This window comes from Nocardia spumae (assembly GCF_020733635.1).
GTDB classification, from domain to species: domain Bacteria; phylum Actinomycetota; class Actinomycetes; order Mycobacteriales; family Mycobacteriaceae; genus Nocardia; species Nocardia spumae.
In genome coordinates, this window is the sequence record NZ_JAJFZL010000001.1 from 4,673,580 (window position 1) to 4,697,346 (window position 23,767).

Sequence of the window (23,767 nt, forward strand, 5' to 3'; positions counted from 1 at the left end):
ACCCGGTGATCGCAGGGTCCGCGGAGTATGTTCGACCATCGCTGCTTACCCGACCTGAGAGAGGTATTCGCTGTAGAACAAGCCCAGACCGACCGCCGCCGCGATTCCGGCCAAGAGCCAGAACCGGATGATGACCGTCGTTTCCGCCCACTTGCTCAATTCGAAATGGTGATGGAACGGCGCCATCTTGAACAAGCGATTGCGGGTGGTCCGGAACACCGCCACCTGCAGCACCACCGATACCGTCTCGGCGACGAACAGCGCGCCGATCACGACCATCAGCAGTTCGGTGCGGGTGGTGATGGACAAACCGGCGAGCAGGCCACCGAGGGCCAGCGATCCGGTATCGCCCATGAAGATCTTCGCCGGCGCGGCATTCCACCACAGGAATCCGACGCAGGCCGCCGCTCCGGCGGCACACACCAGGGCCAGATCCAGCGGATCGCGCACGTTGTAACAGCCGGCCTCGGCCTTGAATTCGCAGGCGTGGTAGTACTGCCAGAACGTGATGATCACGTAGGCACCCAATACCAGGCTCATCGAACCCGCGGCCAGGCCGTCGAGTCCGTCGGTCAGATTCACCGCGTTCGACCAGGCGACCACGACCAGGCAGACGAAGGCCAGGAAGATGATCACACTCATCGAGACGGTGTTGATCTCGCGAACGTAGGACAGATGCCGACTCGCCGGGGTGCGTCCCCCGGCGCCGCGGAACTGCAGCGCCAGCACACCGAAGATCACCGCGGACCCGAGCTGGCCGATGTACTTGCCGGCCGCGGTCAAGCCGAGATTGCGCTGTTTACGCAACTTGATGAAGTCGTCGATGAAACCGACCACGCCCAGCGCGGTGGCCAGGCCCAGCACGAGCAGACCGGAGACCGAGGGCCCGTCGGCGTGATAACCGATACCGATCAGATGGGAGCCGAGGTAGCCCGCCCACATGCCGATCAGAATCGCCACGCCGCCCATCGTGGGGGTGCCGCGCTTGGCCTGATGGCTCTCGGGGCCGTCGATGCGGATCTCCTGGCCGAATCCACGTCTGGCGAACATCCGGATCAGCAGCGGCGTCAGCAGGATCGACACCGCCAGCGCGATCCCCGCCGCGAACAGAATCTGCCTCATCCAGCTGCCTCCGTGCCCGCCTCCGTGGACGGACCCTGTGTTACCGATTGCGGACCCGATGCGAGCACATGCCGCGCCACCGCCCACAAACCGGCGGAATTCGACGCCTTCACAAGTACGACATCACCGGCCGCGATCTCGTTGTCCAGCACCGCGATCGCGGATTCGATATCGGGTACGAGGATCGATTCCTCGCCCCATGAGCCTTCCATGACCGCACCCTGGTGCAGCGCGCGGGCCGGGCGCCCGGTGCCGACCACGATCAAGCGGTCGACGTCCAAGCGCACCGCGAGCCGTCCGATGCGATCGTGTTCGACCACCGACTCCTCGCCCAGTTCGGCCATCTCGCCCAGTACCGCCCAGCTGCGCCGGCCCCGCGGCACCGCCGGTGTACCACCGGAACCCGACATCGAGACCAGCGCCTTGAGAGCGGCGCGCATGGAATCGGGATTGGCGTTGTAGGAATCGTCGACCACGGTCACCCCGTCGGGCCGGGTACGCACATCCATTCGATGGGCCGAATCGACGGTCGCACCGGCCAGCGAGCGAGCCACCGTCGCCAGGTCCGCACCGCATTCGAGAGCGACGGCGGCCGCGGCCAGCGCGTTGGCGATCTGATGTTCGCCGTGCACCGCGAGCTGGACCTGCTCCCGAGATCCGTTGGCGTGCAGGGTGAACCGCGCACGCGCGTCGGAATCGAGCACGATATCGGTGGCGCGCACATCGGCATCGGCCGACTGGCCGTAGGTCACCACCCGGGCACGGGTGCGGGTGGCCATGGCCGCCACCCGCGGGTCGTCGGCGTTCAGCACCGCGACACCGGATTCCGGAAGCGCTTCCACCAGTTCACCTTTGGCCTGTGCGATGGCGTCGCGGCCACCGAACTCACCCAGATGCGCGGTACCGACGTTGAGAACCACGCCGATGCGCGGCGGCGCGATCTCGGTCAGGGCCTTGATGTGGCCGGGGCCGCGCGCCGACAGTTCGAGAACCAGGAACCGGGAGTCGGGACCCGCGCGCAGCGCCGTCCACGGATGTCCCAGTTCGTTGTTGAACGACCCGGGGGGCGCGACCACCGCGCCGTGCGGTTCGAGTACCCGGGCCAGCAGATCCTTGGTGGAGGTCTTGCCCGCCGACCCCGTCACGCCGACCACCGTCAGCCCACCGGCCGCCAGCCGATCGACGCTGGCGCGGGCCAGTTTCGCCAGCGCCGCCAGCACGGCCGCGGCCGATCCGTCGGAGTCGTGGGCCAGCACATAGGACCGGTTCGACCCGGCCTCCGCGGCGGGCCCGAACGGCTCGACCACGACGGCGGGTACACCGACCGGCCGGGCCGCGAGCACGGCGACGGCTCCGGCCGCCACCGCCCGGTCCGCGTAGTCGTGGCCGTCGGCGTGCTCACCCGGCAGCGCCAGGAACAGATCACCGGAATTTATTCGGCGCGAATCGAATTCGACCGCGCCGGTCACCGTCACCGCGGGATCGCTCACATCGTGCAGCGTGCCGCCGACGATCTCGGCGATCTCCCGCAGAGTCATTTCGATCATGAAACCGTCAGGTCCTTGTCATCGGGCGCCGGTCGCCGGCCCTCCGTGGTTACGCGAGCTGCCGCCTCCGGGCCCGAGCCGACCGGCGCGGCGGTTTTCCGCTCCAGCGCCTGTGCCAGCACCTCGCGGTCGTCGAACGGATACTTCACACCCGCAATCTCCTGCCCGGTCTCGTGTCCCTTACCCGCCACCAGCACCACATCGCCCGACCGCGCCCAGTCGACCGCGGCGGTGATGGCCGCGGCGCGATCGCCGATCTCGCGCACTTCACCGCGCTCGGATTCGGCGATGCCCAGCGCACCCGCGCGCACCGCCGCACGAATCTCGGCCGGATCCTCCGTCCGCGGATTATCGTCGGTGATCACCAGCAGATCGGCGCCCCGGGCCGCGGTGGCGCCCATCAGGGGCCGCTTCCCGGCGTCGCGATCACCACCCGCACCGACCACCACGGCCAGGCGCCCCCCGGAATCGCGCAGGTGCCGGCGCAGCGTCGCGATCACCGATTCGACCGCGGCGGGCTTGTGCGCGTAGTCGACCAGAGCGAGGAAATCCTGCCCCTCTCCCACGCGCTGCATGCGACCCGGCACGTCGACCGCGCCGAGCGCCGTGGCCGCGGCCGGGACATCCGCACCCGCACTCGCGCACACCGCGAGTGCGAGCAGGCCGTTGGCGATGTTGTAACGCCCGGGCAGCCGCAGCCGGGTGGGCACCGGACCGTCCGGACCGACAGCGGTGAACCGCTGTCCGCCGTCGGCGAGCGCGGCGGCATCGGCGACCGTCCATTGTGGTTCGGTCTCACCGGTCGGGCAATCGGCGGTCGCGACGGTGACGACCGTCGCGCGGCCGCTCGCCTCCCGGGCCAGCCGCCGCCCCCACGCGTCGTCGACGCAGATGACACAGGTGTCGGCCGCGACCTGCCGGTCCGGCGTTCCGGGATCGGGGACGAACAGGCGACGCTTGGCGGCGAAGTAGTCCTCGAAGTCGGCGTGGAAGTCCAGGTGATCCTGCGACAGGTTCGTGAACGCGCCCACCGAGAAGTGCACACCGTCGACGCGGCCCAGCGCCAAGGCGTGGCTGGACACCTCCATGACCACGGCCTGCACCCCCTGTTCGACCATCACCGCGAACATCGCGTGCAGCTGCGGCGCCTCGGGAGTGGTGAGGGCGCTGGGTACCCGGTGACCACCGATGCGGGTCTCGATCGTCCCGATCAGGGCGGTCGACAATCCGGATGCCACCAGCCCCGCCTCGACCAGATAGGAGGTGGTGGTCTTACCGGAGGTCCCGGTGATCCCGATGACCCGCAACTTCCGCGACGGATGCCCGTACAGCGCCGCCGACAGTTCACCGAGCACCCCGCGCGGATCGTCGTGGACCAGCACCGGCACGTCCAGCGCGCCGATCAGCTCCGCGCCCGCCGCATCGGTGAACACCGCGACCGCGCCGCGAGCGACCGCGTCCGCGGCGAAGCGCGCACCGTGGGCCTTGGCACCGGCCAGTCCGGCGAACAGATCGCCGGGCCGCACCGCATCGGACCGCTGCTCGATGCCGGTGATCTCGATCCCGGCCGCGGCACCGGAGTGCAGCCGCGCGCCGGTCGACTCGACAACGGCCTGCACCGGCGTGGACAACGCGACGGCCGGGCGAAGCACCTGCGGACTGGGCTGCACGGGCACCAGGCTCCTTTCCGATTCGCACATCTGTGCATGGGGTATCGAGATTGGGGTCGGGGAGTCAGGTTACCTGTGAGCGATCGACGGCTCTGCAGCATGGCCGCCTCCGGCGCACCGGTTCCGCGGCCTCACCGCGCCCGCACCGGCCTGTGCGGTGGCCCGCAGGCCCCCGACCACGGATCCGAGAAAGGATTACCAGCTCTGGGAACCACTACATCGCCTGCAGCACAAGCCGTTTCGGCGGAACCGTGGACGGGGGTACCCGATCGCGCTGCAGCGCCCAGGAAGCGATGCTGTGGAACAGCGGCGCGGCGGACTGCCCGCCACTGCCGTCGGAGCTGCGCACCGGCGCGTCCATCATGATGCCCACGACGTAACGCGGGTTGTCCGCGGGGGCGATTCCGGCGAAGGTGATCCAATAGCGGTCGCTGGAGTAGCACTGGCATTTCTGATCGATCTGCTGCGCGGTTCCGGTCTTACCGGCGATCTGATACCCCTCGACCGCGGCCGGGGAACCGGTGCCCTGCTGGACACCCATCGGATCGCGCTGCACCACCGCCTGGAACATATCGCGCAGGGTGCGCGCGGTCTCCGGCCGGACCACCCGCACCCCGTCGGGCTGCGGTTCGCTGCTCCGGTGGCCGTCGGGGCCGATGACATCCTTGATGATGCGCGGCGGAATCCGCACCCCGTCGTTGGCGATCGCCTGATACATTCCGGTCATCTGCAGCAGGGTCATCGAAAGACCCTGGCCGATGGGAAGATTGGCGAAGGTCGACCCCGACCACTGATCACGCGCGGGCACGATGCCGGCGCTCTCGCCGGGCAGACCGACTCCGGTGCGCTGCCCGAGCCCGAAGCGCTGCACCATATCGGAGAATCGGTTCTCCCCGACCTTCTGCGCCAGCATCAGGGTGCCCACATTGGACGACTTCCCGAAGATTCCGGTGGTGGTGTACGGCGCGAGACCGTGTTCCCAGGCATCGTGGACGACCACGCCGCCCATCTGGATCTCGCCGGGAACCTGATGCACCTCGTCGGGGGTGGTCAGTCCGTATTCGATCGCCGACGCGGCGGTGATGATCTTGTTCACCGACCCCGGTTCGTAGGCGTCGGTGACGGCCGGATTGCCGATATTGGCCGCATCCCAGTACTTCGGATCCTGCGCCGGATCGAAGGTGTTGTTGTTGGCCATGGCCAGCACCTGGCCGGTGTGCGCGTCCAGGACCACCGCCGACGCCGATTGCGCCCCGGACTTGTCCTTGGCCTCCTGCACCTGCTGCTGTACGTAGAACTGCAGATCCGAATCCAGAGTCAGCTCGACGGTGGAACCGTTGACGGCCGCGACCTTGTCCCGCTCGCTGCCGGGAATCACCGCACCGTCGGAGCCCCGGTCGTAGGTGTGGGAACCGTCGGTGCCGGCCAGTACCGAATCCATCGAGGCCTCGAGCCCGACCTGACCGTGCCCGTCCCAGCCGGTGGCGCCGACGACGTTGGCCGCCAGCGAACCGCCCGGGTAGACCGGCGTGTCCTGACGCTCCATCCCGACCTCGGGGAAGCGCTGGCTGATCTCGTCGGCCACCCGGGGGTCGACGTTGTAGGCGAGATAGACGAACTGATCGTCACCGCGGAACTTGGTGAGCAGATCCGATTCGCTCGGCGCGGCCTTGCCCAGCTTCTCGTGCAGGCCCTTGGCGATCGCCTGCAACCGCCGATCGACATCGGGCGCCTTGTCACTCTTGCTGCGGGCCTCGGCCAGCTCCTTGCGCACCGCGACCGGACGGAAGTTCAACTTCTTCGTCGCGACCGTGAACGCCAGCGCCCGGCCGTCGCGATCGCGGATGGAACCGCGCAGCGCCCAGTCGGTCTGGTGCACGGTGCGCTGACTCGCCGCCTCGGCGGACAGACTGGGCGCGGAGAAGGTCTGCAACCAGAGCAGCTGCATCGCCACGACCAGCAAAGCCACAAGCATGAGAACGCGGCCGACACCGAACCGCAGGCGCGCGGCGGCATCCGCCGGCGAACCGGGACGGGGCCGGGAAACGGGGCGCGGCCGGGCAGGCGCGGATCGCGCCCCCGCCCGGCCGCGCCCCGAGGCACCCCCGCCGGTTCTGCCGCCGCCGCGCGCGGTCATCGATGCGCCCCCTCGGGCGCCGCTTGCGCCACCGGCACCTCACCGGCGGGCGGCGCCGGAACCGGCTGAGCCACCGGGACGTCGCCGGCCGGAGCCGTGGTAGCGGCCGGGGCCGCTTGCGCCGCCGGGGCCTGCTCCGCCGGTGGCGCCGGAGCGGGCGCGGCCGGGGCGGCCTGCACCTGCGCGGGCACCGGCGCCGGCTGGGCCGGTGCCGGAGTGGACTGCGGTGCCGGGGCGTGGTTCTGGTCGGACACGTTGCGATCGGCCGCGCCGGGAGCCGGAGCCGGCGCGGGTGCGGTGGTCACCGGCACCAGCCGCTCCCCTTGTGCCTGAACGAGTTTCGGCGGCAGGGCGCCGGGCGCGGCCGGAGTGGTGTTGAGCGGCGGCATCGGCGCGCCCTCCGCGGCGGTCTCCTTACCGATCACCGTGACCGCACCATCGGGCGCCACGAGCAGCCGCGCCGGATCCTTGACCGGGATCATGCCCAGTTCCCGTGCGCGGTCGGCCAGTTCGGGCGCGGAATCGGCGGCCTCGACCTCACGCTGTAGCGCCGCGCGCTCATCGAGCAGCTGCTGATTGATCCGGCGGGCGTCGCCGAGCTGATAACTGTCCTCGGCCGCGTGCGTGGTGAGCAGCAGCGTGGCCAGCAGGCCGCAGCCGAGCAACGCCAGAATGGCGGCGACGAACGGCAGCCGCCCTGCCATCAGCGATCCGGCGCGGCCCGGTAGCGGCGGCAGCATCCGCTCCCCCGAGCGGTTGCGCCTGCGCGCATAGGCACGCTGGGCCGCACCGGATTTCACGCGGTCGGCACTCTGCGCCCGCCGCGCGACGGACCGCTGGGTCCGTCGTGGTGCGTCCACCCGTGTCCGCACACTCATAGTCCTGCCTCCCCTACCGTATTCCTGTGGGACTGGCCGTGCCCCCGATGCCGGATCACCTTCATCCGGCCGTCTGTATTCGCTCGGCGGCGCGCATCCGCACCGGTGCCGCGCGCGGATTCTCCGCGATCTCCGCATCGGTCGCCTTCTCCGCGCCCCGGGTCAGAATCGCGAATTCCGGTCCCATACCGGGCAATTCGACAGGAAGATCCAGCGGGGTGCGCGAGGCCGAAACCTGCGCGAAGATCTGCTTGACCACCTTGTCCTCGAGCGACTGATAGGACATGACGACGATCCGCCCGCCCACCTCGAGCGCCGCCAGCGCCGCCGGCACCGCGGCCTGCAGCGATTCCAGCTCCCGATTGACCTCGATCCGCAACGCCTGGAAGGTGCGTTTGGCCGGATGGCCGCCGGTGCGCCGGGTCGCCGCCGGAATCGCGTCGTAGAGCAGCTCCACCAGTTGCGCACTCGTGGTGAAGGGTGTGCGTTCCCGGCGGCGGACGATCGCGGAGGCGATCCGGCCCGCAAAGCGTTCCTCGCCATAGACTTTCAGAATCCGGGCCAGGTCACCGTGACTGTAGGTGTTGAGCACGTCGGCCGCGGTGAGAGTGCCGGTCGGATCCATTCGCATGTCCAGCGGCGCGTCCACCGAATAGGCGAACCCACGCTCGGCCTCGTCGAGCTGCATCGACGACACGCCCAGATCCATCAGTACCCCGCGCACGGAACCGCGTTCAGGCAACCCCGCCTCGCGCAGAGCGCCCGGCAGGCCGTCATATCTGGTGTGCACCAGCGTGATTCGGTCCGCGAAGGGTTCCAGCCGCGCACCGGCCAGGCGCAGCGCCTCGGTGTCGCGGTCGAGCCCGATCAGATGAATCGACGGATAGGTACGCAGAAAGTGCTCGGCGTGCCCGCCCAGACCGAGGGTGGCATCGACCAGGACGCCACCGGATTCCAGTGCGGGACCGAGGATTTCGTCCGCTCGCCGCAACAGAACCGGAACATGGCGGGGGTGGTCGCTGTCATGGTTCACCTCGACCTCCCGAATCCTGGCTCACGGTGCTTACGACGGGTCGGTGGCCAATGCCCCGGGGTCTCTGTCCGAAGCACGGCACCTGGCGTTGGGGAAGTACGTCAGGGTCCGTGTCGGGCAGAGGCCGCAGGGCACTCGCCTGTCTCGGATCAGAAAATTCCGCCCAGCGACTCGTCTCCTGCCAGCGAGTAGTCCTCCTCGTGCTCGGCGAGGTAGGAATCCCACGCCTGTTTGTCCCAAATCTCGAGGAAATCGACCGAGCCGATCACCACGCAGTCCTTGGTGAGATCCGCGTAGCGGCGATGTTCGGCCGACAACGTGATCCGGCCCTGCCCATCGGGACGCTGTTCGTCCGTGGACGCCGCCAAGGCACGGACGAAAGCCCTTGCCTGCGGGTTGCTTCGGGACGCCGCCGCGGCTCTCCGCGCCAGCGCGGTGAACTCTTCTTTGGGATAGACGGCAAGGCTGTGGTCTTGACCCTTCGTGACCATCAACCCTCCCGCCAGCTCGTCGCGAAACTTCGCAGGCAACGTCAGTCGCCCTTTGTCGTCCAGCCGAGGCGTGTAGGTACCGAGAAACACAGTCTCGACACCTCCCGCTCGATCACCTCGTCTGGTCGGCTCTTATCAGTGCGCGCTCCACATTACCCCACTTTCCCCCACTTTCAATCGAAAGCAGTGGTGATCTCGATCCCCGAATTCGGGATTCACCAGGTCAACTCAGCTATCACCGCGGTGGGGAGATTTCGTCGAGTTCCCCCGACACGCGTCGCCGTATGGACAGGTATCCCGACAACCATCAGCAAACCCGCAGCTGGGAAGGGCAGAAACGGCCGGTGGGAGAGAGTGGGGGAACCACGTGGGGAGGTGTGGGGATCTGCGGGACGCGGTGAATCCGATACGGGGCGAATGCGATCCGGACCACACCGCACACAAAGGAACGACACGCCACCAGTCCGGCGTGTCGTTCGATGATCTTCAGTTGTCGGCTACCGGAGGAGGCACATGGCAATCCTCACGCAACCTCGATGTGCCGTTCACATCCGAGCGGTACGGACGTGCGCCGAACCTCAGCTGTCCTGTTCGAAACGGCGTCTGAACCGATCTTCCATCCGGGCGGAGAAACCACCCGCCTTACGTTGCTTGCTCTTTGCCGCACGGCCGGGTGCGCCTCCGGGACCGGACGGCTCATCACCGTGACCCCGGCCTCCCTTGGACAACCCGGAGCCACCGAGCAGCAACAACACACCCGCACCGAACATCACGATGAAGCCGAGCAGGCTGATGATGGGGAATCCGCCCGGCTTGACCGGCAGCGCGATACCCGCGATGAGAAGTACGAGGCCGAGGACGAAGAGCGCGGCCGCCTGAAGTCTGCGTCTTCCGGTGGCAGAGCGAAGCCGTCCGCCCCGAACGGTCGAGGCGAATTTGGGGTCCTCAGCATAGAGAGCGCTCTCGATCTGTTCGAGCATGCGCTGCTCGTGCTCGGAGAGTGGCACGGTACCTCCCCCGGCACTAGGTCCTGGTTGTCGCCTCCGGGTAGACGACAAGTAGCCGACCTTGGCGGCTACTGCCACCAATGATACGAGTTCGATCAGTGCGCTACCACCTACTCGCCGATGTTCACGCCGTGCCGTCGCCGAGTCGGCCCGCCGCGGGCCGTAGCCGAACCGCGGTAACCGACAGCGCATCCTCCACATCTCGCAGGAAAGCCTCCACCCGCGAGGCGAATTCATCTGCCTGGATATCGCTGATAGCGCGGTCCAGGCCGGCCTCGAGCGCCGCCCGGAGTTCGGAGAAGGAACTGAAGTAATCGGCCCACATGACGAATTCGGGCGCCGCCTGTTCCATCAGCACCCAGGCGTTGCGCGAGCGAGCCCGCGGTGCGCGATCGGCGCCCGTGGCGGCCAGCACCGCGCCGGCCCCGCGCAGCGCCGCCAGGTACGCCGTGCGCAGCCGTTCCCGCGGATCGGTTTCTGCCCAGGCCTGCACCACCATCGTGTCGGCGCGGTCGAGCAGTCCACCCGCCCGGCCCGCACGTCGGGGATCATCCATCCGACCAGCCATCACGACACCTCCACATTCCGCGTACCCGACCCGGTCGACCGAACGAACCGAACAGGTATTCGAACGTTTCAATTGAATGTGAATATAGAGACGACCACCGACAGACTTTCGCGCCGAACGAGAGCCGCGCACCCTGGATATGGCCCACCCGCACCCGGCCGCGACCGCCGCGGCCCTCCGACAGACAGAGACGGCCCCCGAAGATATGGCTCCCCGCAGATGACCGCCGTGAGGCAGCACCAGACCCCAGCCCCCGTCGTCGTCGACCTCTCGGCCGCGACCCTGCGCCATCGCCTGCACGACGCGCTGGCGGTGTACGTGGCGGCGATGGACTATCCGCGCGGCACCGAACATCACCGCGCCCCGATGTGGGCCGAGCACACCACCCGGCCCGGCTGGCAGGCCGTGGCCGCTGTCGTTCCCGACGCCGACGGCCACGTCGATCTGCGCAAGGCGCCGATCGTCGCGATCGCCTACGGCTACCACGGTGCGCCCCATCAGTGGTGGCATCAGCAGGTGCACACCGGGATGCGCCGTTCGGGCTGGCCGGAACACGCGGCGCGGGAACTGCTGTCGAACTATTTCGAACTCACCGAACTCCATGTGCACCCGGCGGCGCAGGGACGCGGCATCGGCGAAACCCTGCTGGTGCGACTGCTGGAACAGCGCACCGAAGCGGCGGTGCTGCTGTCCACCCCGGAGGTCGACCGCGAGGACAATCGCGCGTGGCGGCTGTACCGGCGGCAAGGGTTCACCGATGTGGTCCGCCATTTCGTCTTCTCCGGCGATACCCGGCGTTTCGCCGTCCTCGGCCGGCAGCTGCCGTTGCGAGTGCCGGCACAGTGACCACCCTGATCATCGGATCCGGACACAACGCCCTGGTCGCGGCCTGTTATCTGGCGCGCGACGGACATCCGGTGGAGGTTCTCGAACGCGATGAGGTGCTGGGCGGAGCGGTATCGACCGTGGAACGCTTCCCCGGCCACCAGGTCGATCGCGGTTCCTCGGCACACATCATGATCCGGCACACCGGGATCGTCGAGGAACTCGAGCTCGCGCGGTTCGGACTGCGCTACATCGATTGTGATCCCTGGGCTTTCGCCCCCGCACCCCCCGGGTCGGCGGGCGTTCCGATCGTCTTCCATCGCGATCTCGACCGCACCTGCGCCTCGATCGAGCGGGCCTGCGGGGCTCGCGACGCCGAGGCCTACCGGCGATTCGCCGGCCTCTGGGGGCCGCGAGCACAGCGCGTGATGCGAGCCTTCGGCGGCGCGCCCACCCCGGGACGATTCGTGCGGTCGTTCTGGGGGCTGGACGCCCGCGCCGGCGGCAGCGCCCTGTCGCGGGAATTCCTGCAGTCCGGCGACGCCCTGCTCGACACCTGGTTCGACGACGAGCGGCTCAAGGCCGCGCTGGCCTGGTTCGGCGCGCAATCGGGTCCGCCGATGTCGGAGCCGGGCACCGCGCCCATGGCCGGATTCGCCGCCCCGATGCACATCCTCCCGCCCGGTCGCGCGGTCGGCGGCAGCGGGGCGCTCACCACCGCGCTGGTGGCCCGCCTGCGCGCCGATGGCGGGGTCGTCTCACCCGGTGACGCGGTGACCGAACTGCGGCGCACCGGCGACGGCTGGCGGGTCCGCACGGCCGCGGGCCGAAATCTGTTCGCTCGCACCGTGATCTCGGGCACCCATGTACTGACCACCCTCGACCTGTTGCGGCGCGGCGGATTCGACAGCACCGTGATCGACGACTGGCGACGCCGGATCCGGGTCGGGCCCGGGATCGGCATGGTGGTGCGCGCCGCCACCACCGGGCTGCCGGCCTACCCCGGGGCCACGACCGCGGAATCCGCGCGCGGACTACAACTGCTGGTGACCGATCGCCGGCAACTGCGCCTCGGCCATGCCGCCGCGCTGGCCGGGGAACTACCGCCGCGCCCCGCCGTCCTGGCGATGAGTTTCAGCGCCCTCGATCCGACGATCGCACCGCCCGGTGAACATCAACTGTCGCTGTGGGCGCAATGGCATCCGCATCGGCTCGCCGACGGCAGCGATTGGAGCGCGCACGGCGACCGCGAGGCCGACCGCATCATCGCCGAGGTCGACACGTTCGCACCGGGTTTCGCGGAGACGGTGCGGCAGCGCCACGTGCAGACCCCTGCCGATCTGGAGCGTGAGCTCGGCCTGCTCGGCGGCAATGTCATGCATGTCGAGATGTCGCTGGATCAGATGTTCTTCTGGCGTCCGCTGCCCGAGCTGTCCGGACAGCGGGTGCCGGGCGCGCCCGGACTGTATCTGACCGGCGCCTCGACCCATCCCGGTGGCGGCGTCTCGGGTGCCAGCGGGCGCACCGCGGCCCGGCTGGTGTCGCGGACGCTGCGGCGTCGTCGTCTCCCCCGGCGATGACCGCCGCACGGTGGCCGGCGCTGACGGCTCTGGCCTGGGTTGCCGCGCAGATCGCCTACCCGCTCACTGACGGCGCGGCGCGGGATCGGGTCACGGTCCTCGTGGTCGGATTGTCGGCCGCGACCGCGCTGCTGCACGCCCGCGCGGTCCGGGGGCTCGGTTACGCGGCCGGATTTCTCCTGATCGTGGCCGGTCTCGGCGGTCTCGCCGAGATGATCGGCACCGCATCCGGATTTCCGTTCGGCTGCTACGGCTACGCGGACGGACGACTCGGCCCGGAGTTGGCCGGGGTGCCGCTGCTGATACCGCTGGCGTGGGTGGGCGGGTTGTATCCGATCCGGGTGGCGGCGGGACTGCTGTGCCGGAGCAGCGGCGCGCAGATCGCGCTCACCGCGGCGGGCGCGGTCGGCTGGGATCTGTTCCTGGATCCACAGATGGTGGACGACGGACAGTGGCGCTGGTGCTCGGCGCTACCGGGACTGCCCGGCCTGTCCGATATCCCCTACACCAACTATCTCGGCTGGTTCGCGGTCGCGGCGGTGATGACGACGCTGGTGATCGGCCTCGAACGCCGCTGCCCGGAACGGATCTTCGCGCCCGCGGTGCCGATCGCGGTGTTGCTGTGGACCTGGTTCGGATCGGCGCTGGCACACGCGGCGTTTCTCGGACTGCCGGTCTCGGCGCTCTACGGCCTGATCGGACTCGGCGTGGTCGCGGTCCCGATGCTGGTGGTGCTCGTGCGAGCGGCGCGCACCGCAGGCGGCGGCACGCGCCCGGGCGCGGGACCGGATCGAGGAAACCCCGGATTTCCGGGCCGGCCTCCGATGCGGCGAACAGGGCCGTAGCGCGGCAACGCCCGTCGCGTGCCGACGATCACGCCGGCGCATGGCACGATGTGTGCCGTGCAGCCGCGTCCGACACTCTCGATGCCTGAGTCGACCCTCGCCCCGTCGCGCCGACACCGGCGTCATCGCATCTGGTCCGTAGCGTTGCTGGCCGCCCTGCTGGCGCCGTTGCTGACCGGCTGCCTGCGGATGCAGGTGTCGATGGGAGTGTCGTCCAACGACCGGGTCTCCGGACATCTGGTCGCCGCGGTCATCCCGGCCAACGACAAGGACAAGGGACCCGAGCTCAAGGCGCCGGAGACACTCGCCACCAAGATCCGGGTGGAGCCCTACAGCCAGGACGGATACGTCGGCAGCCAGGTCTATTTCGACGATCTGACCTTCGGTGAGGTCCAGCAACTGGGCGCCCTGTCGGATCAGACCCAGGGCATGTTCACCCTGCAGTTCATCCGGACCGGCGACAAGGTCACGCTCAGTGGTCGGGTGGATCTGAAATCCGTTCCGCCGCAGGGCTCGGACGTGCAGTTCACCGTCGCGTTCCCGGCGCGCGTGGCCACCACCAACGGCACCCGGCAAGGTGATTCGACGGTGTCGTGGAAGCTGCCCGCCGGTGATGTCAGCACCGTGCGCGCCGAGGTGAGCTACGCCGATCCCAACACCCGCTCCTTCGCGGGCTGGGCCGGCATCGTCGGTGGAATCACGCTCGCGGTGGCCGCGATCGTCGCCGTGCTGGCATATCTGACCCGCAATCCCACACCGCCGTGGCGCCCGCGCGCCGAACGGCGCGTCGGACAGGACGCCTGATCCGGGGGCCGATGGGCACCGGGGTGACCAATCCTCCGGCCCCGGCGAACAGACCGGAGACGTCGCCGTGAACCTGTCCGGTCCGCTCGTCGCCGCGGGCACGGCGATCGCCGGCGCCGGCTGCGCGGCGGCACTGGTGAATCGGCTGGGGATGCGCCGGTTGCGCCCCGAATCCGCACCCGTGATCGAGCCGGTGGTGGTCGTCGTCCCGGCCCGCGACGAGGCCTCCCGGCTGCCGCACCTGATCGCCGATCTGCGTGCCCAGCAAGGTATTTCCCGGCTTCGGGTATGGATTCTCGACGATGGTTCCACCGACGGCACCTTCCCGGCCGCGGTCACGGCGATCGGCGACGACGAGCGCTTCTCGGTCGTCTCCGCCGATCTGCCTCCGGCACCGGGCTGGACCGGTAAGACGGCCGCGTGCGCGCGGCTGGCCGAGATCGCGGGCATTACGACCGATTCCACGGATCCGCCCCCGGGCGCGCTGATCTTCCTCGACGCCGATGTGCGGTTGCGGCCGCGGGCACTCGCCGCGGCGGTGAGTGAATTGCGCCGCAGTGGTGCGGGTTTGGTGTCGCCCTGGCCCTGTCAGCGAGCCGGATCGGTGGCCGAGGCCCTGGTGCAGCCACTGCTGTGCTGGTCGTGGGCGACGACACTGCCGGTGCGGCTCGCCGATCGGAGTCTGCGGCCGTCGACGGCGGTGGCGTGCGGGCAGTTCCTGGTCTTCGACACCATGGTCTACCGCGCGGTCGGCGGACATACCGCCGTAGCCGGATCGATCACCGAGGATCTAGCGCTGGCCCGGGTGCTGCGCCGGGCCGGACACCGCACCGCGCTGGTCGCCGCCGGACCGCTCGCGAGCACCCGGATGTACAGGGGCGCACGGGAAGTCGACGAGGGATATACCCGCTGGCTGTGGTCGGCCTACGGTTCCGCCGCGGGCACCCTCGCGGTGGGGTCGGTGGCCGCGCTGGCCTACGTGGCGCCCGCGCTGGCCGCGGTCTTCGGGACCGGACGGGTACGCCGCACGGGCGTCCTCGGTTACGGGCTCGGCGTCACCGGCCGATTGCTCGCCCGGTCCCTCGAGTCCGGGACCGGGCCGCGCGGCGCCGACCTCGTCGCCGCCCTCGCACATCCGGTATCGGTCGCCGCGTATCTGCGGCTGTCGGCGCGGTCGCACCGGTTACGCCGGCGCGGCGCGCTGACCTGGAAGGGACGGCCGGTGGTCAGGGCACCGAGGTGATGCCGACGGTCGGCAGGAACAGGCAGGTGTGATCGCCGTTGCGCACCGTGCCGAACATCGCGGCGAGCACCGTGCCCGAACCCGTGTCCACCGGGACCGCGCGCACCCCGCCCAGCGGGAGCGCGGACAGGAAGAAATTCCGAATCCCCTGCTCGAAGGCCGGCCGCACCTCCGGCGGCAGATTCCGCGGAATCATCGACTCGACGATCTGCGACATCGGCCCCATGGCCGCGAATCCGCCGCGGCCGGTCGAGGCGTTGAACCAGGCGACCTGCATACCCGAGGTGTCGGCGGTGTCGGGACCGAGTCCGTAGGGTACGAACGCGAACATCGTCTGCCCGGATTTCACCGCGGACAGATCCAGTCCGGGCACCGGCACCGCGAGCTTCGGCCACGGACCGGGCACCGCGCCGGCCAGCGCCGGCACCAGTCCCAGCGTGCTGCCGTCCTGGCAGAACGCCGCCGCCGACGGGTACAGGAACGGCTCGATTCCGAGCTGTTTCAAGCTGTCCACCGCGGCTTGGTAGGCGCCGAGCAAATCGGTGGCGGCGGCCGGTGTTCCGACTGCCGCGATCGCCGCCCGGGGATCGGGGGGCGCGGCACCGGCGGTCACCGCGCCCGCGAAGGTGAGCGCGCCGGTCACGGCGAGCACGGCGGAAAGGCGGACGACACTGCTAACCACGGCCATCGGGGTCTCCTGCATCAGGCGGAACATCCGCACCAGGTCGGTCCGCGGGTCACGCACACACGACTCGGGACCTCCGCGTCATCACGGTGCAGAGACGGTACCGCCGACAGCCGCGAATCCGCGGCAACTCGCCGGTGTGGCGTCGATCAGGCGCTGACGACCGCCGGAGTCACCGTATAGCCCAGATTCGTCAGCACCTCGGTGGTGGCCTTGGCGAAGTTCAGAGTGATGAAATGCAGGCAGGGCGCGCCCTCGTCGATCAGCCGCTGCCCGATCTCGGTGGCGATCTCGATACCGGCCGCGCGCACCGCGTTGCGGTTGGCCTCCGGATCGTTACCGGCGGCCCGCTCCAGCCGCTGCATCACCTGCGCGGGCAGGGCCCGGCCGGACAGCTCCTCGGCCCGCTGCACCGTGCGCAGCGAGGTGATCGGCATCAACTCCGGGATGATTGGCTTGGCGCCCTGCTCGGCGTCGAAGGCCGCGACCCGATCCCGCAGGCGCAGATAGTGTTCCACGTCGAAGAACATCTGGGTGATCGAATACTCCGCTCCCGCACGCAGTTTCGACACCAAAAAGCGGGTGTCGTGGTCGAGATCCGGAGAGCGGTAGTGGCCCTGCGGGAACGACGCCACCCCGACGTGGAAATCGCCGAGACCGCACACCATGCGAACCAGCTCCTCGGCGTATTCGACGCCCTCGGGGTGTTTGGTCCACTCCCCCAGCGGATCACCGGGCGGATCTCCGCGCAGGACGAGCATGTTGCGGATGCCTGCGTCGGCGTAGCTGCCGATGATGGATCGCAGCTCGGCCACACTGTGCCCGACCGCGGTCAGATGGGCGACGGTGAGCAGAGTGGTTTCGCGGGCCAGCTGACCGGTGATCCTGGCGGTGCGATCGCGGGTGGACCCACCCGCGCCGTAGGTCATCGAGACGAAGGCCGGATGCATCCGCTCGAATTCGCGGGCGGCACGCCACAGCCGCGCCTCGGCCGCCTCGTCGCGTGGCGGGTTGAATTCCACGGAGAACGGCACGGTGCCGTCGGGACGGGGACGCAGCTGCCCCACCACGGAGGGAGTTCCGGAAACCTGCGGCGTCCGGGAAGGTCGGCCAGGGGTCGATCGTCCCCGTACGTTGTCGAAACTCACCGGTCCAGTGTAGTAGGGGCGCTGGTCCCGGCGGTGCGCCACGGTGTCTTCGCCCCCGGGCCGGGCACCCCGTGGGCGTATCCACCGCCAGCCGGGCGCGACGCCCCTCCCGCGCCGATCCGGCCTGCCGGCCACGGTGCGCGGCCGCCGGCGAGCGCGCGGGTGCCTGCCACTGCGACCGAGTTCACGCGGTGACGACTGCCTTGTCGAGCTGTGAAATCGACGCAGTAAAGTTCTCGGTGATCCGGCCGGTCACCCGCCGGAACGGATCGATACGCGATCGGCGCACGGGGGGTCTTCTGCCCGCCGATGCGACGAAACTATCTGGAGGTTGCGTTGTCCGTTGGTCCGGCCAGCCCGGCACGCCCGGTGCCGAACGACTCCGCCGAGCTGATCAGCGCGGTCGAGCAGGCACTGACCGACTTCTTCGCGAGTCGCGGCGAACTGGTCGAGGAGCTGGGTCCGGTCTTCGTCTCGGCCGCCTCCGCCCTCGAGGATTTCGTGCTGCGCGGCGGTAAGCGCACCCGCCCCTCGTTCGCCTGGACCGGATGGCTGGGTGCTGGTGGCGATCCGGCCGGTGAGCAGGCCTGCGCCGTACTCACCGCCTGCTCGGCCCTGGAGCTGGTGCAGGCGTGCGCGCTGATCCACGACGACATCATCGACTCCTCCCGCACCCGGCGCGGCTTCCCCACCGTGCACGTGGACTTCGAGCACCGTCACCGCGATCGCGCCTGGGGCGGGGATTCCGGGCATTTCGGGGTGAGCGTCGCCATCCTGATCGGTGATCTCGCCCTGTCGTGGGCCGACGACATGGTGGCGGCGGCCGGTCTCGACGCCGAGTCGCGCGCGCGCTTCGCGCCGGTGTGGGCCGCGATGCGCACCGAGGTCATGGGCGGGCAGTTACTCGATGTGCACGGCGAGGCCGGGGCCGACGATTCGGTGGCCGCGGCGCTGCGGATCAACCGGTACAAGACCGCCGCCTACACCGTCGAGCGGCCGCTGCATCTGGGGGCCGCGCTGGCGGGCGCCGATGCCGGACTGATCACCGCCTACCGGGAGTTCGGCACGGATATCGGCATCGCCTTCCAGCTGCGCGACGACCTGCTCGGCGTCTTCGGCGATCCGGCCGTCACCGGTAAGCCGTCCGGGGACGATCTGCGCGAGGGGAAGCGCACCGTCCTGGTGGCTGAGGCGCTGCGCCGCGCCGATGCCACCGATCCCGCGGCGGCCCAGCTGCTACGCGACTCGCTGGGCGCCGATCTCAGCGCCGAACAGGTCACCGCACTGCGCACCATCATCACCGACCTCGGCGCGGTCGACGATGTGGAGCGGCGCATCGGTGAGCTCACCGAGCGGGGCCTGACCGCGCTGGCGGCCAGCGCGGTCACCCCAGAAGCCGGAGCGAAGCTGCGGGCCATGGCCTTGGCCGCCACCCGGCGGGTGGCATGAAAACCGTTGCGGGGCCGACGGATCGAATCGTCGTCGTCGGCGCCGGCCTGTCCGGTCTGGCCGCCGCGCTGTATCTGACCGGCGCCGGTCGCACGGTCACCCTGCTCGAGCGCGCCGACCATCCCGGCGGCCGTGTCGGCGTCTACCGCGGACCGGATTACGAGATCGATTCCGGCGCCACCGTTCTGACCCTGCCCGGCCTCGTCGACGACGCACTGGCCGCGGTGGGCTCCGATGCCGCGGCCCACGATCTGCGCATCCACCGCCTCGATCCGGCCTATCGGGCGCGGTTCGCCGACGACGCCACCATCGCGGTGTACTCCGATCCCGAGCTGATGGCCGCCGAGGTGCGACGGGTCCGCGGTGCGGCCCAGGAGCGGCGTTATCTGGAACTACGGCAGTGGCTGGCCCGGATCTACACCGCCGCCTACGGCGAGTTCATGGACACCAATTTCGACTCGCCACTGGATATGGTTCGCATCCCCGCCAAGCGCGCGGCGCTGTGGGAATTGCTGCGACTGGGCGCGTTCGGCCGCCTCGGCCCGCGGGTGGGCCGCATCCTGGACGATCCGACATTGGCCCGGCTGTTCACCTTCCAGGCCCTCTACGCCGGAACCGCCCCCGGCCAGGCGCTGGCCGTCTACGGCGCGATTCCGCATATGGACACCTCCCTGGGGGTGTACTTCCCGACCGGTGGCATGCGCGCGATCAGCGCGGCGCTCGCGGACGCCTTCACCGGCGCCGGAGGGCAGCTGGAGCTGAACTGCGAGGTCACCGGCATCGAGTATCGGGACGGGCGCGCCCGCCGCGTCCGGACCGCGGACGGGCGCGCGCACGAGTGCGACGTGGTGGTGCTGACCGCCGACCTCGGCTCCCTGGACCGGTTCGGCATCCACCGCCGCCGCCCGCTGCGCGCAGCGCCGTCGGCGGTCGTCGCACATGGTCTGATCCCGGCCGAGATCGCGGCGCAGTGGCCGCTGCAAGCCCACCACACCATCGATTTCGGGCAGGAGTGGGACCGCACCTTCACCGAGATCGCCGCCCGGCCGCACCGGGGGCGGCTGATGAGTGATCCGTCGCTGCTGCTCACCCGCCCGGCACTGTCGGATCCCGGCCAGTTCGTCACCCGCGGCACCCGCCGGTACGAGCCGCTGTCCCTGCTGGCGCCGTGCCCGAATCTGCGTGCGGCACCACTGGATTGGCCCCGGATCGCCCCGGCCTACCTCGGCGAGCTGCTGCGGGTGCTGGAAGCACGCGGCTACCGCGGCATCGCCGATCACTTCACCGCCGACCATCTCGACACCCCGCGGACCTGGTACGACAGCGGGATGATCGCCGGCACTCCGTTCTCCGCGGCACACCTGTTCCGCCAGACCGGGCCGTTCCGGACCCGCAACCTCGCGCGCACCCCCGCCAACGTCGTGCTGGCCGGGTGCGGGACCACGCCGGGTGTCGGGGTGCCGACGGCACTGTTATCGGGCAAACTGGCCGCTGAACGTGTTATCGGCACCTTCCGGCACGTCGTCGGCGCCACCGCGCCGACCGGCGCGCTAGGGTTGCCGACAACCCATTAAACTGGCCCGCGACCACACCACCAGCCGCGGTCTCGACCGCGCACCGACATCCCGGGGGGAAGACGAACCATGCCGACCCCCGATATGGATACCGCACCCGTGACATCGCCTGTGACCAGCACGGTTACCACGGCACCGGTGACCGCGCTACCGATTCCGGAGCCCACCGCGCACACCGTCCGCTGGTGGACGCGCTGGGCCGGCGACTTCTTCCGCAGCCCCGAGGGCCACGCCGCGTTGCTCGGCTTCTGGGGTGCGGTCATGATCACCTTCGGCGGTCTGGGCGCCGGCGCGGTGCGCCGCAGCGATCCGCTGCTGGAATCGGCCCATCTGTCCTGGCTGCGTTTCGGCCACGGCTACGCGCTGGCCACCATCGTGGTGTGGCTGGGCGTGTTGTCGATGATCATCGCCTGGGTCCGGTTGGGCCGCATCACCATCGGGACCGGCCCGTACCGCGGCGCCGACCGATCCGCGAGCGCCGTCACCCTCAACGAGTTGCGTGTGACCGTCGGCATCTGGATCCTGCCGCTGCTGTTCGCCGTCCCGATGTTCAGCCAGGACGTCTACTCGTATCTGGCGCAGGGCGCGCTGCTTCGTGACGGTTTCGACCCCTACACGGTCGGACCGGTGGTCAATCCCGGTGTGCTGCTGGACAATGTGAGCCCCGTGTGGACCACCACCACCGCTCCCTACGGCCCGATCTTCCTGCTCATGGGCCAGGCCATCACCAGTATCACCGGTGACAACGTGGTCGCCGGAACCATCGCGATGCGGCTGGTCATGCTGCCGGGCCTGGCACTGATGATGTGGGCCGTCCCGCACCTGACCAAACACCTCGGCGGCAAACCGACGGTGGCGCTGTGGCTGGCGGTGCTCAATCCGCTGGTGCTCATCCATCTCATCGGCGGCGTGCACAACGAGATGCTGATGGTGGGGCTGATGGCCGCCGGTATCGCACTGGTGCTCGAACGTCACCACGCGGCGGGCATCGTGGTGGTCGCGATCGGCGTCGCGATCAAGGCGACCGCGGGGGTGGCGCTGCCGTTCCTGGTGTGGATCTGGATGATTCACGAACGCGAACGGCGGGCGGCGGAGAACAAAGGGCCGCTCCCCCATCCGATTCGAACGTTCGTCAAGATCGCGGGGCTCGGGGTATCGGTCTTCGCGGTGGTCTTCGTGGCCGCCTCGGCCGCCGCCGGGGTCGGCATCGGCTGGCTCACCGCGCTGTCGGGATCGAAGAAGATCATCAACTGGCTGTCGCTGCCGACCATCATGGCGCACATGATCACCTGGGTGACGCCGCTGAACCTGGGCGAGGTGCTGGTGTGGACGCGCGGGCTCTGCGCGGTCGCACTGGTGCTGATCCTGGCCTGGACCTGGTGGCGCTACAAGAACACCGAACGGCAGGCGGTGATGGGTATTCTCATCGCCTTCGTCGCGATCGTGATCCTGTCCCCCGCCGCGCTGCCCTGGTACTACTCGTGGCCGCTGGCGCTGGCAGCCGGTTTCGCCATGTCCACCACGACCCTGATGGTGCTGGTGGGGCTGTGCACCTGGTTGATGCTGGTGTTCCAGCCGGGCGGTTCCATCGGCCTCTACAACATCTGGCACGTCGCCGCGGCCACCTTCGTGGCGGTGGTGGCGGCGCTGTCGCTGCGCAAGGTGGATCCGCTGCGGCTGCGCGCGGACTCGGGCAGATCCAAGCAATGACCCGCCGCGGTGCCGACGCCGATCCGGCCGCCGCGTACCGGCACTGCAAGGCGATCGCCGCCGCCCATGGCCGCACCTATTTCCTGGCCACCCGGCTGCTCTCGGCACCTCGCCGGGCCGCGGTGCACGCCCTCTACGCCTTTGCCCGCACCGTCGACGACATCGTCGATCACGCCGAGGACACCGGTGCGGCGCCGACGCGGGCCCGCGCCCGGCTGGACCGGATCGAACTGTGCCTGCGTGCGGCCCTGGCCCCCGCCGCGCCCGGCGCGGCATCGGGCGACGAGCAGGTGATCGACGACCGTGTGCTGACCGCGCTGGTGGATACCGTCACCCGATTCGATGTTGCGCCCGAACACTTCTGGACCTTCCTCGACGCGATGCGCATGGACGTGCCGGGTGGCCCGGCGTTCCGCGACCGGTATGCCGATATGGCCGAGTTGCGGGAGTACATGCGCGGTTCGGCGGCGGCCATCGGGCTGCAACTGCTGCCGATCCTCGGCACCGTCGGCCCGGTCACCGAGGCCGAGCCGGCCGCCGCGGCCCTCGGCGAGGCCTTCCAGCTCACCAATTTCCTGCGCGATGTGGGCGAGGATCTCGACCGCGGGCGCGTCTACCTGCCGGCCGACGCCCTGGCCGCCTTCGGCGTGAGCACCGATCTACTCGCCCACTGCCGGCACACCGGCCGCACCGACACGCGGGTCCGCCGCGCACTCGCCCACCTGATCGCGGTCAACCGTGCCGTCTACCGCACCGCGATGCCCGGAATCGATCTGTTGCAGCCGCGGGTCCGGCCCGCGATCCGGACCGCGGCCGTGCTGTACGCCGAGATCCTCGACCGGATCGAGGACCACGACTACGCCGTATTCGACCGGCGCGCAACGGTTCCCACATCGCGGCGGCTCCGGGTCGCGATCACCGAATTCGGCACCGGACTCCGGCTGCCAGCGGTATCAGCGGTGACCGCGACGCCGGCTCAGAACGGTTCGGCGGCGGCGCGACGCACGACCTCACGCGCCAGCGGGCCGTGGATGGCGTCGACGGGCCGCCCGGGCAGCGATTCGTCCACGGTGTAGACCCACTGGAGGATTTCCTCGTCGCTGTACTTCGCGTCCCGCATCACGGTGATGAGACCGGGCAGTGGTTTGACCACCGCACCCGAGGAATCGAAGAAATCCTTCGGGATTCCGGCGATGCCGCCGCGGCGGATCGCGATCAACTGATGATCGCGCAGCATCTGATGCACTTTGGTCACCGCGATACCGAGTTGGTCGGCCACGTCCGGCAACGGGAGCAGGGTGACCGATTCGGGAACGACATCATCGCTGCAAGGAAATGCACTCACGGGCACAACGGTAGCCCGTCCGCGTGGAGGTACAGCGTACGCCCCGTTTCCCGACCACCATGAGCACGTCCTGAGAGACCGTGACGGCGCGCGCCTATACGATCGG

21 protein-coding genes are annotated in these 23,767 nt (G+C 69.6%); 9 read left to right on the plus strand and 12 right to left on the minus strand.

Going from position 1 to position 23,767, the window contains the following annotated elements; genetic code table 11:
* Window positions 1–45 precede the first annotated feature (45 nt).
* From mraY to LKD76_RS20895, 9 genes are all read right to left on the minus strand, one after another.
* Complete coding sequence (gene mraY, locus LKD76_RS20855) at window positions 46–1,122, minus strand: phospho-N-acetylmuramoyl-pentapeptide-transferase (protein ID WP_062966230.1); 1,077 nt, start codon at window positions 1,120–1,122, stop codon at window positions 46–48.
* Window positions 1,119–2,669: a UDP-N-acetylmuramoyl-tripeptide--D-alanyl-D-alanine ligase gene (locus LKD76_RS20860; RefSeq protein WP_227982990.1), complete on the minus strand. Its 1,551-nt coding sequence runs from the start codon at window positions 2,667–2,669 to the stop codon at window positions 1,119–1,121. The genes mraY and LKD76_RS20860 overlap by 4 nt, the downstream gene beginning before the upstream one ends.
* On the minus strand, window positions 2,666–4,369 hold the full coding sequence (locus LKD76_RS20865; RefSeq protein WP_227982991.1) for a UDP-N-acetylmuramoyl-L-alanyl-D-glutamate--2,6-diaminopimelate ligase: 1,704 nt from the start codon (window positions 4,367–4,369) through the stop codon (window positions 2,666–2,668). Before LKD76_RS20865 ends, LKD76_RS20860 begins: the two co-directional genes overlap by 4 nt.
* A 184-nt stretch (window positions 4,370–4,553) precedes the next feature.
* Window positions 4,554–6,476 (minus strand): peptidoglycan D,D-transpeptidase FtsI family protein, encoded by a 1,923-nt coding sequence (locus LKD76_RS20870; protein WP_372465905.1) that lies wholly within the window; start codon window positions 6,474–6,476, stop codon window positions 4,554–4,556.
* Window positions 6,473–7,354 (minus strand): cell division protein FtsL, encoded by an 882-nt coding sequence (gene ftsL / locus LKD76_RS20875; protein ID WP_227982992.1) that lies wholly within the window; start codon window positions 7,352–7,354, stop codon window positions 6,473–6,475. The genes LKD76_RS20870 and ftsL overlap by 4 nt, the downstream gene beginning before the upstream one ends.
* Before the next feature lie 61 nt (window positions 7,355–7,415).
* Entirely contained in the window at window positions 7,416–8,387 is a 972-nt protein-coding gene (gene rsmH, locus LKD76_RS20880) for a 16S rRNA (cytosine(1402)-N(4))-methyltransferase RsmH (protein ID WP_227982993.1), read from the minus strand.
* A 149-nt stretch (window positions 8,388–8,536) separates the two neighbouring features.
* Window positions 8,537–8,968 (minus strand): division/cell wall cluster transcriptional repressor MraZ, encoded by a 432-nt coding sequence (gene mraZ, locus LKD76_RS20885; RefSeq protein ID WP_227982994.1) that lies wholly within the window; start codon window positions 8,966–8,968, stop codon window positions 8,537–8,539.
* 488 nt (window positions 8,969–9,456) lie between these two features.
* Entirely contained in the window at window positions 9,457–9,885 is a 429-nt protein-coding gene (locus LKD76_RS20890) for an SCO2097 family morphological protein (RefSeq protein ID WP_227982995.1), read from the minus strand.
* 124 nt (window positions 9,886–10,009) lie between these two features.
* Window positions 10,010–10,453, minus strand: coding sequence for an SAV_6107 family HEPN domain-containing protein (locus LKD76_RS20895; protein WP_227982996.1), 444 nt, complete (start codon window positions 10,451–10,453; stop codon window positions 10,010–10,012).
* Between the two features lie 219 nt (window positions 10,454–10,672).
* Here LKD76_RS20895 and LKD76_RS20900 point away from each other — a divergent pair, with 219 nt between their 5' ends.
* The 5 genes from LKD76_RS20900 (at window position 10,673) to LKD76_RS20920 (ending at window position 15,750) form a co-directional block, all read left to right on the plus strand.
* Complete coding sequence (locus tag LKD76_RS20900; RefSeq protein ID WP_227982997.1) at window positions 10,673–11,299, plus strand: GNAT family N-acetyltransferase; 627 nt, start codon at window positions 10,673–10,675, stop codon at window positions 11,297–11,299.
* Window positions 11,296–12,858: a phytoene desaturase family protein gene (locus LKD76_RS20905; protein WP_227982998.1), complete on the plus strand. Its 1,563-nt coding sequence runs from the start codon at window positions 11,296–11,298 to the stop codon at window positions 12,856–12,858. The genes LKD76_RS20900 and LKD76_RS20905 overlap by 4 nt, the downstream gene beginning before the upstream one ends.
* Window positions 12,855–13,703, plus strand: coding sequence for a carotenoid biosynthesis protein (locus tag LKD76_RS20910; protein WP_227982999.1), 849 nt, complete (start codon window positions 12,855–12,857; stop codon window positions 13,701–13,703). The genes LKD76_RS20905 and LKD76_RS20910 overlap by 4 nt, the downstream gene beginning before the upstream one ends.
* A gap of 81 nt (window positions 13,704–13,784) precedes the next feature.
* Complete coding sequence (locus tag LKD76_RS20915) at window positions 13,785–14,507, plus strand: LppM family (lipo)protein (protein WP_372465907.1); 723 nt, start codon at window positions 13,785–13,787, stop codon at window positions 14,505–14,507.
* 67 nt (window positions 14,508–14,574) lie between these two features.
* Entirely contained in the window at window positions 14,575–15,750 is a 1,176-nt protein-coding gene (locus tag LKD76_RS20920) for a glycosyltransferase family 2 protein (protein ID WP_372465909.1), read from the plus strand.
* Here the strand turns inward: LKD76_RS20920 and LKD76_RS20925 are convergent.
* Complete coding sequence (locus LKD76_RS20925; protein WP_227983000.1) at window positions 15,734–16,438, minus strand: hypothetical protein; 705 nt, start codon at window positions 16,436–16,438, stop codon at window positions 15,734–15,736. The two genes, LKD76_RS20920 and LKD76_RS20925, sit on opposite strands and share 17 nt — an antisense overlap.
* A gap of 146 nt (window positions 16,439–16,584) precedes the next feature.
* A complete protein-coding gene (locus LKD76_RS20930) occupies window positions 16,585–17,583 on the minus strand; it encodes a methylenetetrahydrofolate reductase (RefSeq protein ID WP_227983001.1) in 999 nt (332 codons plus the stop codon).
* Window positions 17,584–17,892: 309 nt separating this feature from the next.
* On the opposite strand from LKD76_RS20930, the gene LKD76_RS20935 reads away from it, so the two are divergent.
* The 4 genes from LKD76_RS20935 to LKD76_RS20950 all read left to right on the plus strand — a co-directional run bounded on the left by LKD76_RS20935 (window position 17,893) and on the right by LKD76_RS20950 (window position 23,392).
* Entirely contained in the window at window positions 17,893–19,032 is a 1,140-nt protein-coding gene (locus tag LKD76_RS20935; protein WP_372465912.1) for a polyprenyl synthetase family protein, read from the plus strand.
* Entirely contained in the window at window positions 19,029–20,606 is a 1,578-nt protein-coding gene (gene crtI, locus LKD76_RS20940) for a phytoene desaturase family protein (RefSeq protein ID WP_227983003.1), read from the plus strand. Before LKD76_RS20935 ends, crtI begins: the two co-directional genes overlap by 4 nt.
* 84 nt (window positions 20,607–20,690) lie before the next feature.
* The gene (locus tag LKD76_RS20945; RefSeq protein ID WP_227985345.1) at window positions 20,691–22,316 is read left to right on the plus strand and encodes an alpha-(1->6)-mannopyranosyltransferase A; all 1,626 of its coding nucleotides are present in this window, start codon (window positions 20,691–20,693) and stop codon (window positions 22,314–22,316) included.
* The gene (locus LKD76_RS20950) at window positions 22,313–23,392 is read left to right on the plus strand and encodes a phytoene/squalene synthase family protein (RefSeq protein WP_227983004.1); all 1,080 of its coding nucleotides are present in this window, start codon (window positions 22,313–22,315) and stop codon (window positions 23,390–23,392) included. The genes LKD76_RS20945 and LKD76_RS20950 overlap by 4 nt, the downstream gene beginning before the upstream one ends.
* Here the strand turns inward: LKD76_RS20950 and LKD76_RS20955 are convergent.
* Complete coding sequence (locus LKD76_RS20955) at window positions 23,293–23,661, minus strand: Rv2175c family DNA-binding protein (protein WP_227983005.1); 369 nt, start codon at window positions 23,659–23,661, stop codon at window positions 23,293–23,295. The genes LKD76_RS20950 and LKD76_RS20955 overlap by 100 nt on opposite strands.
* Window positions 23,662–23,767: the final 106 nt, after the last annotated feature.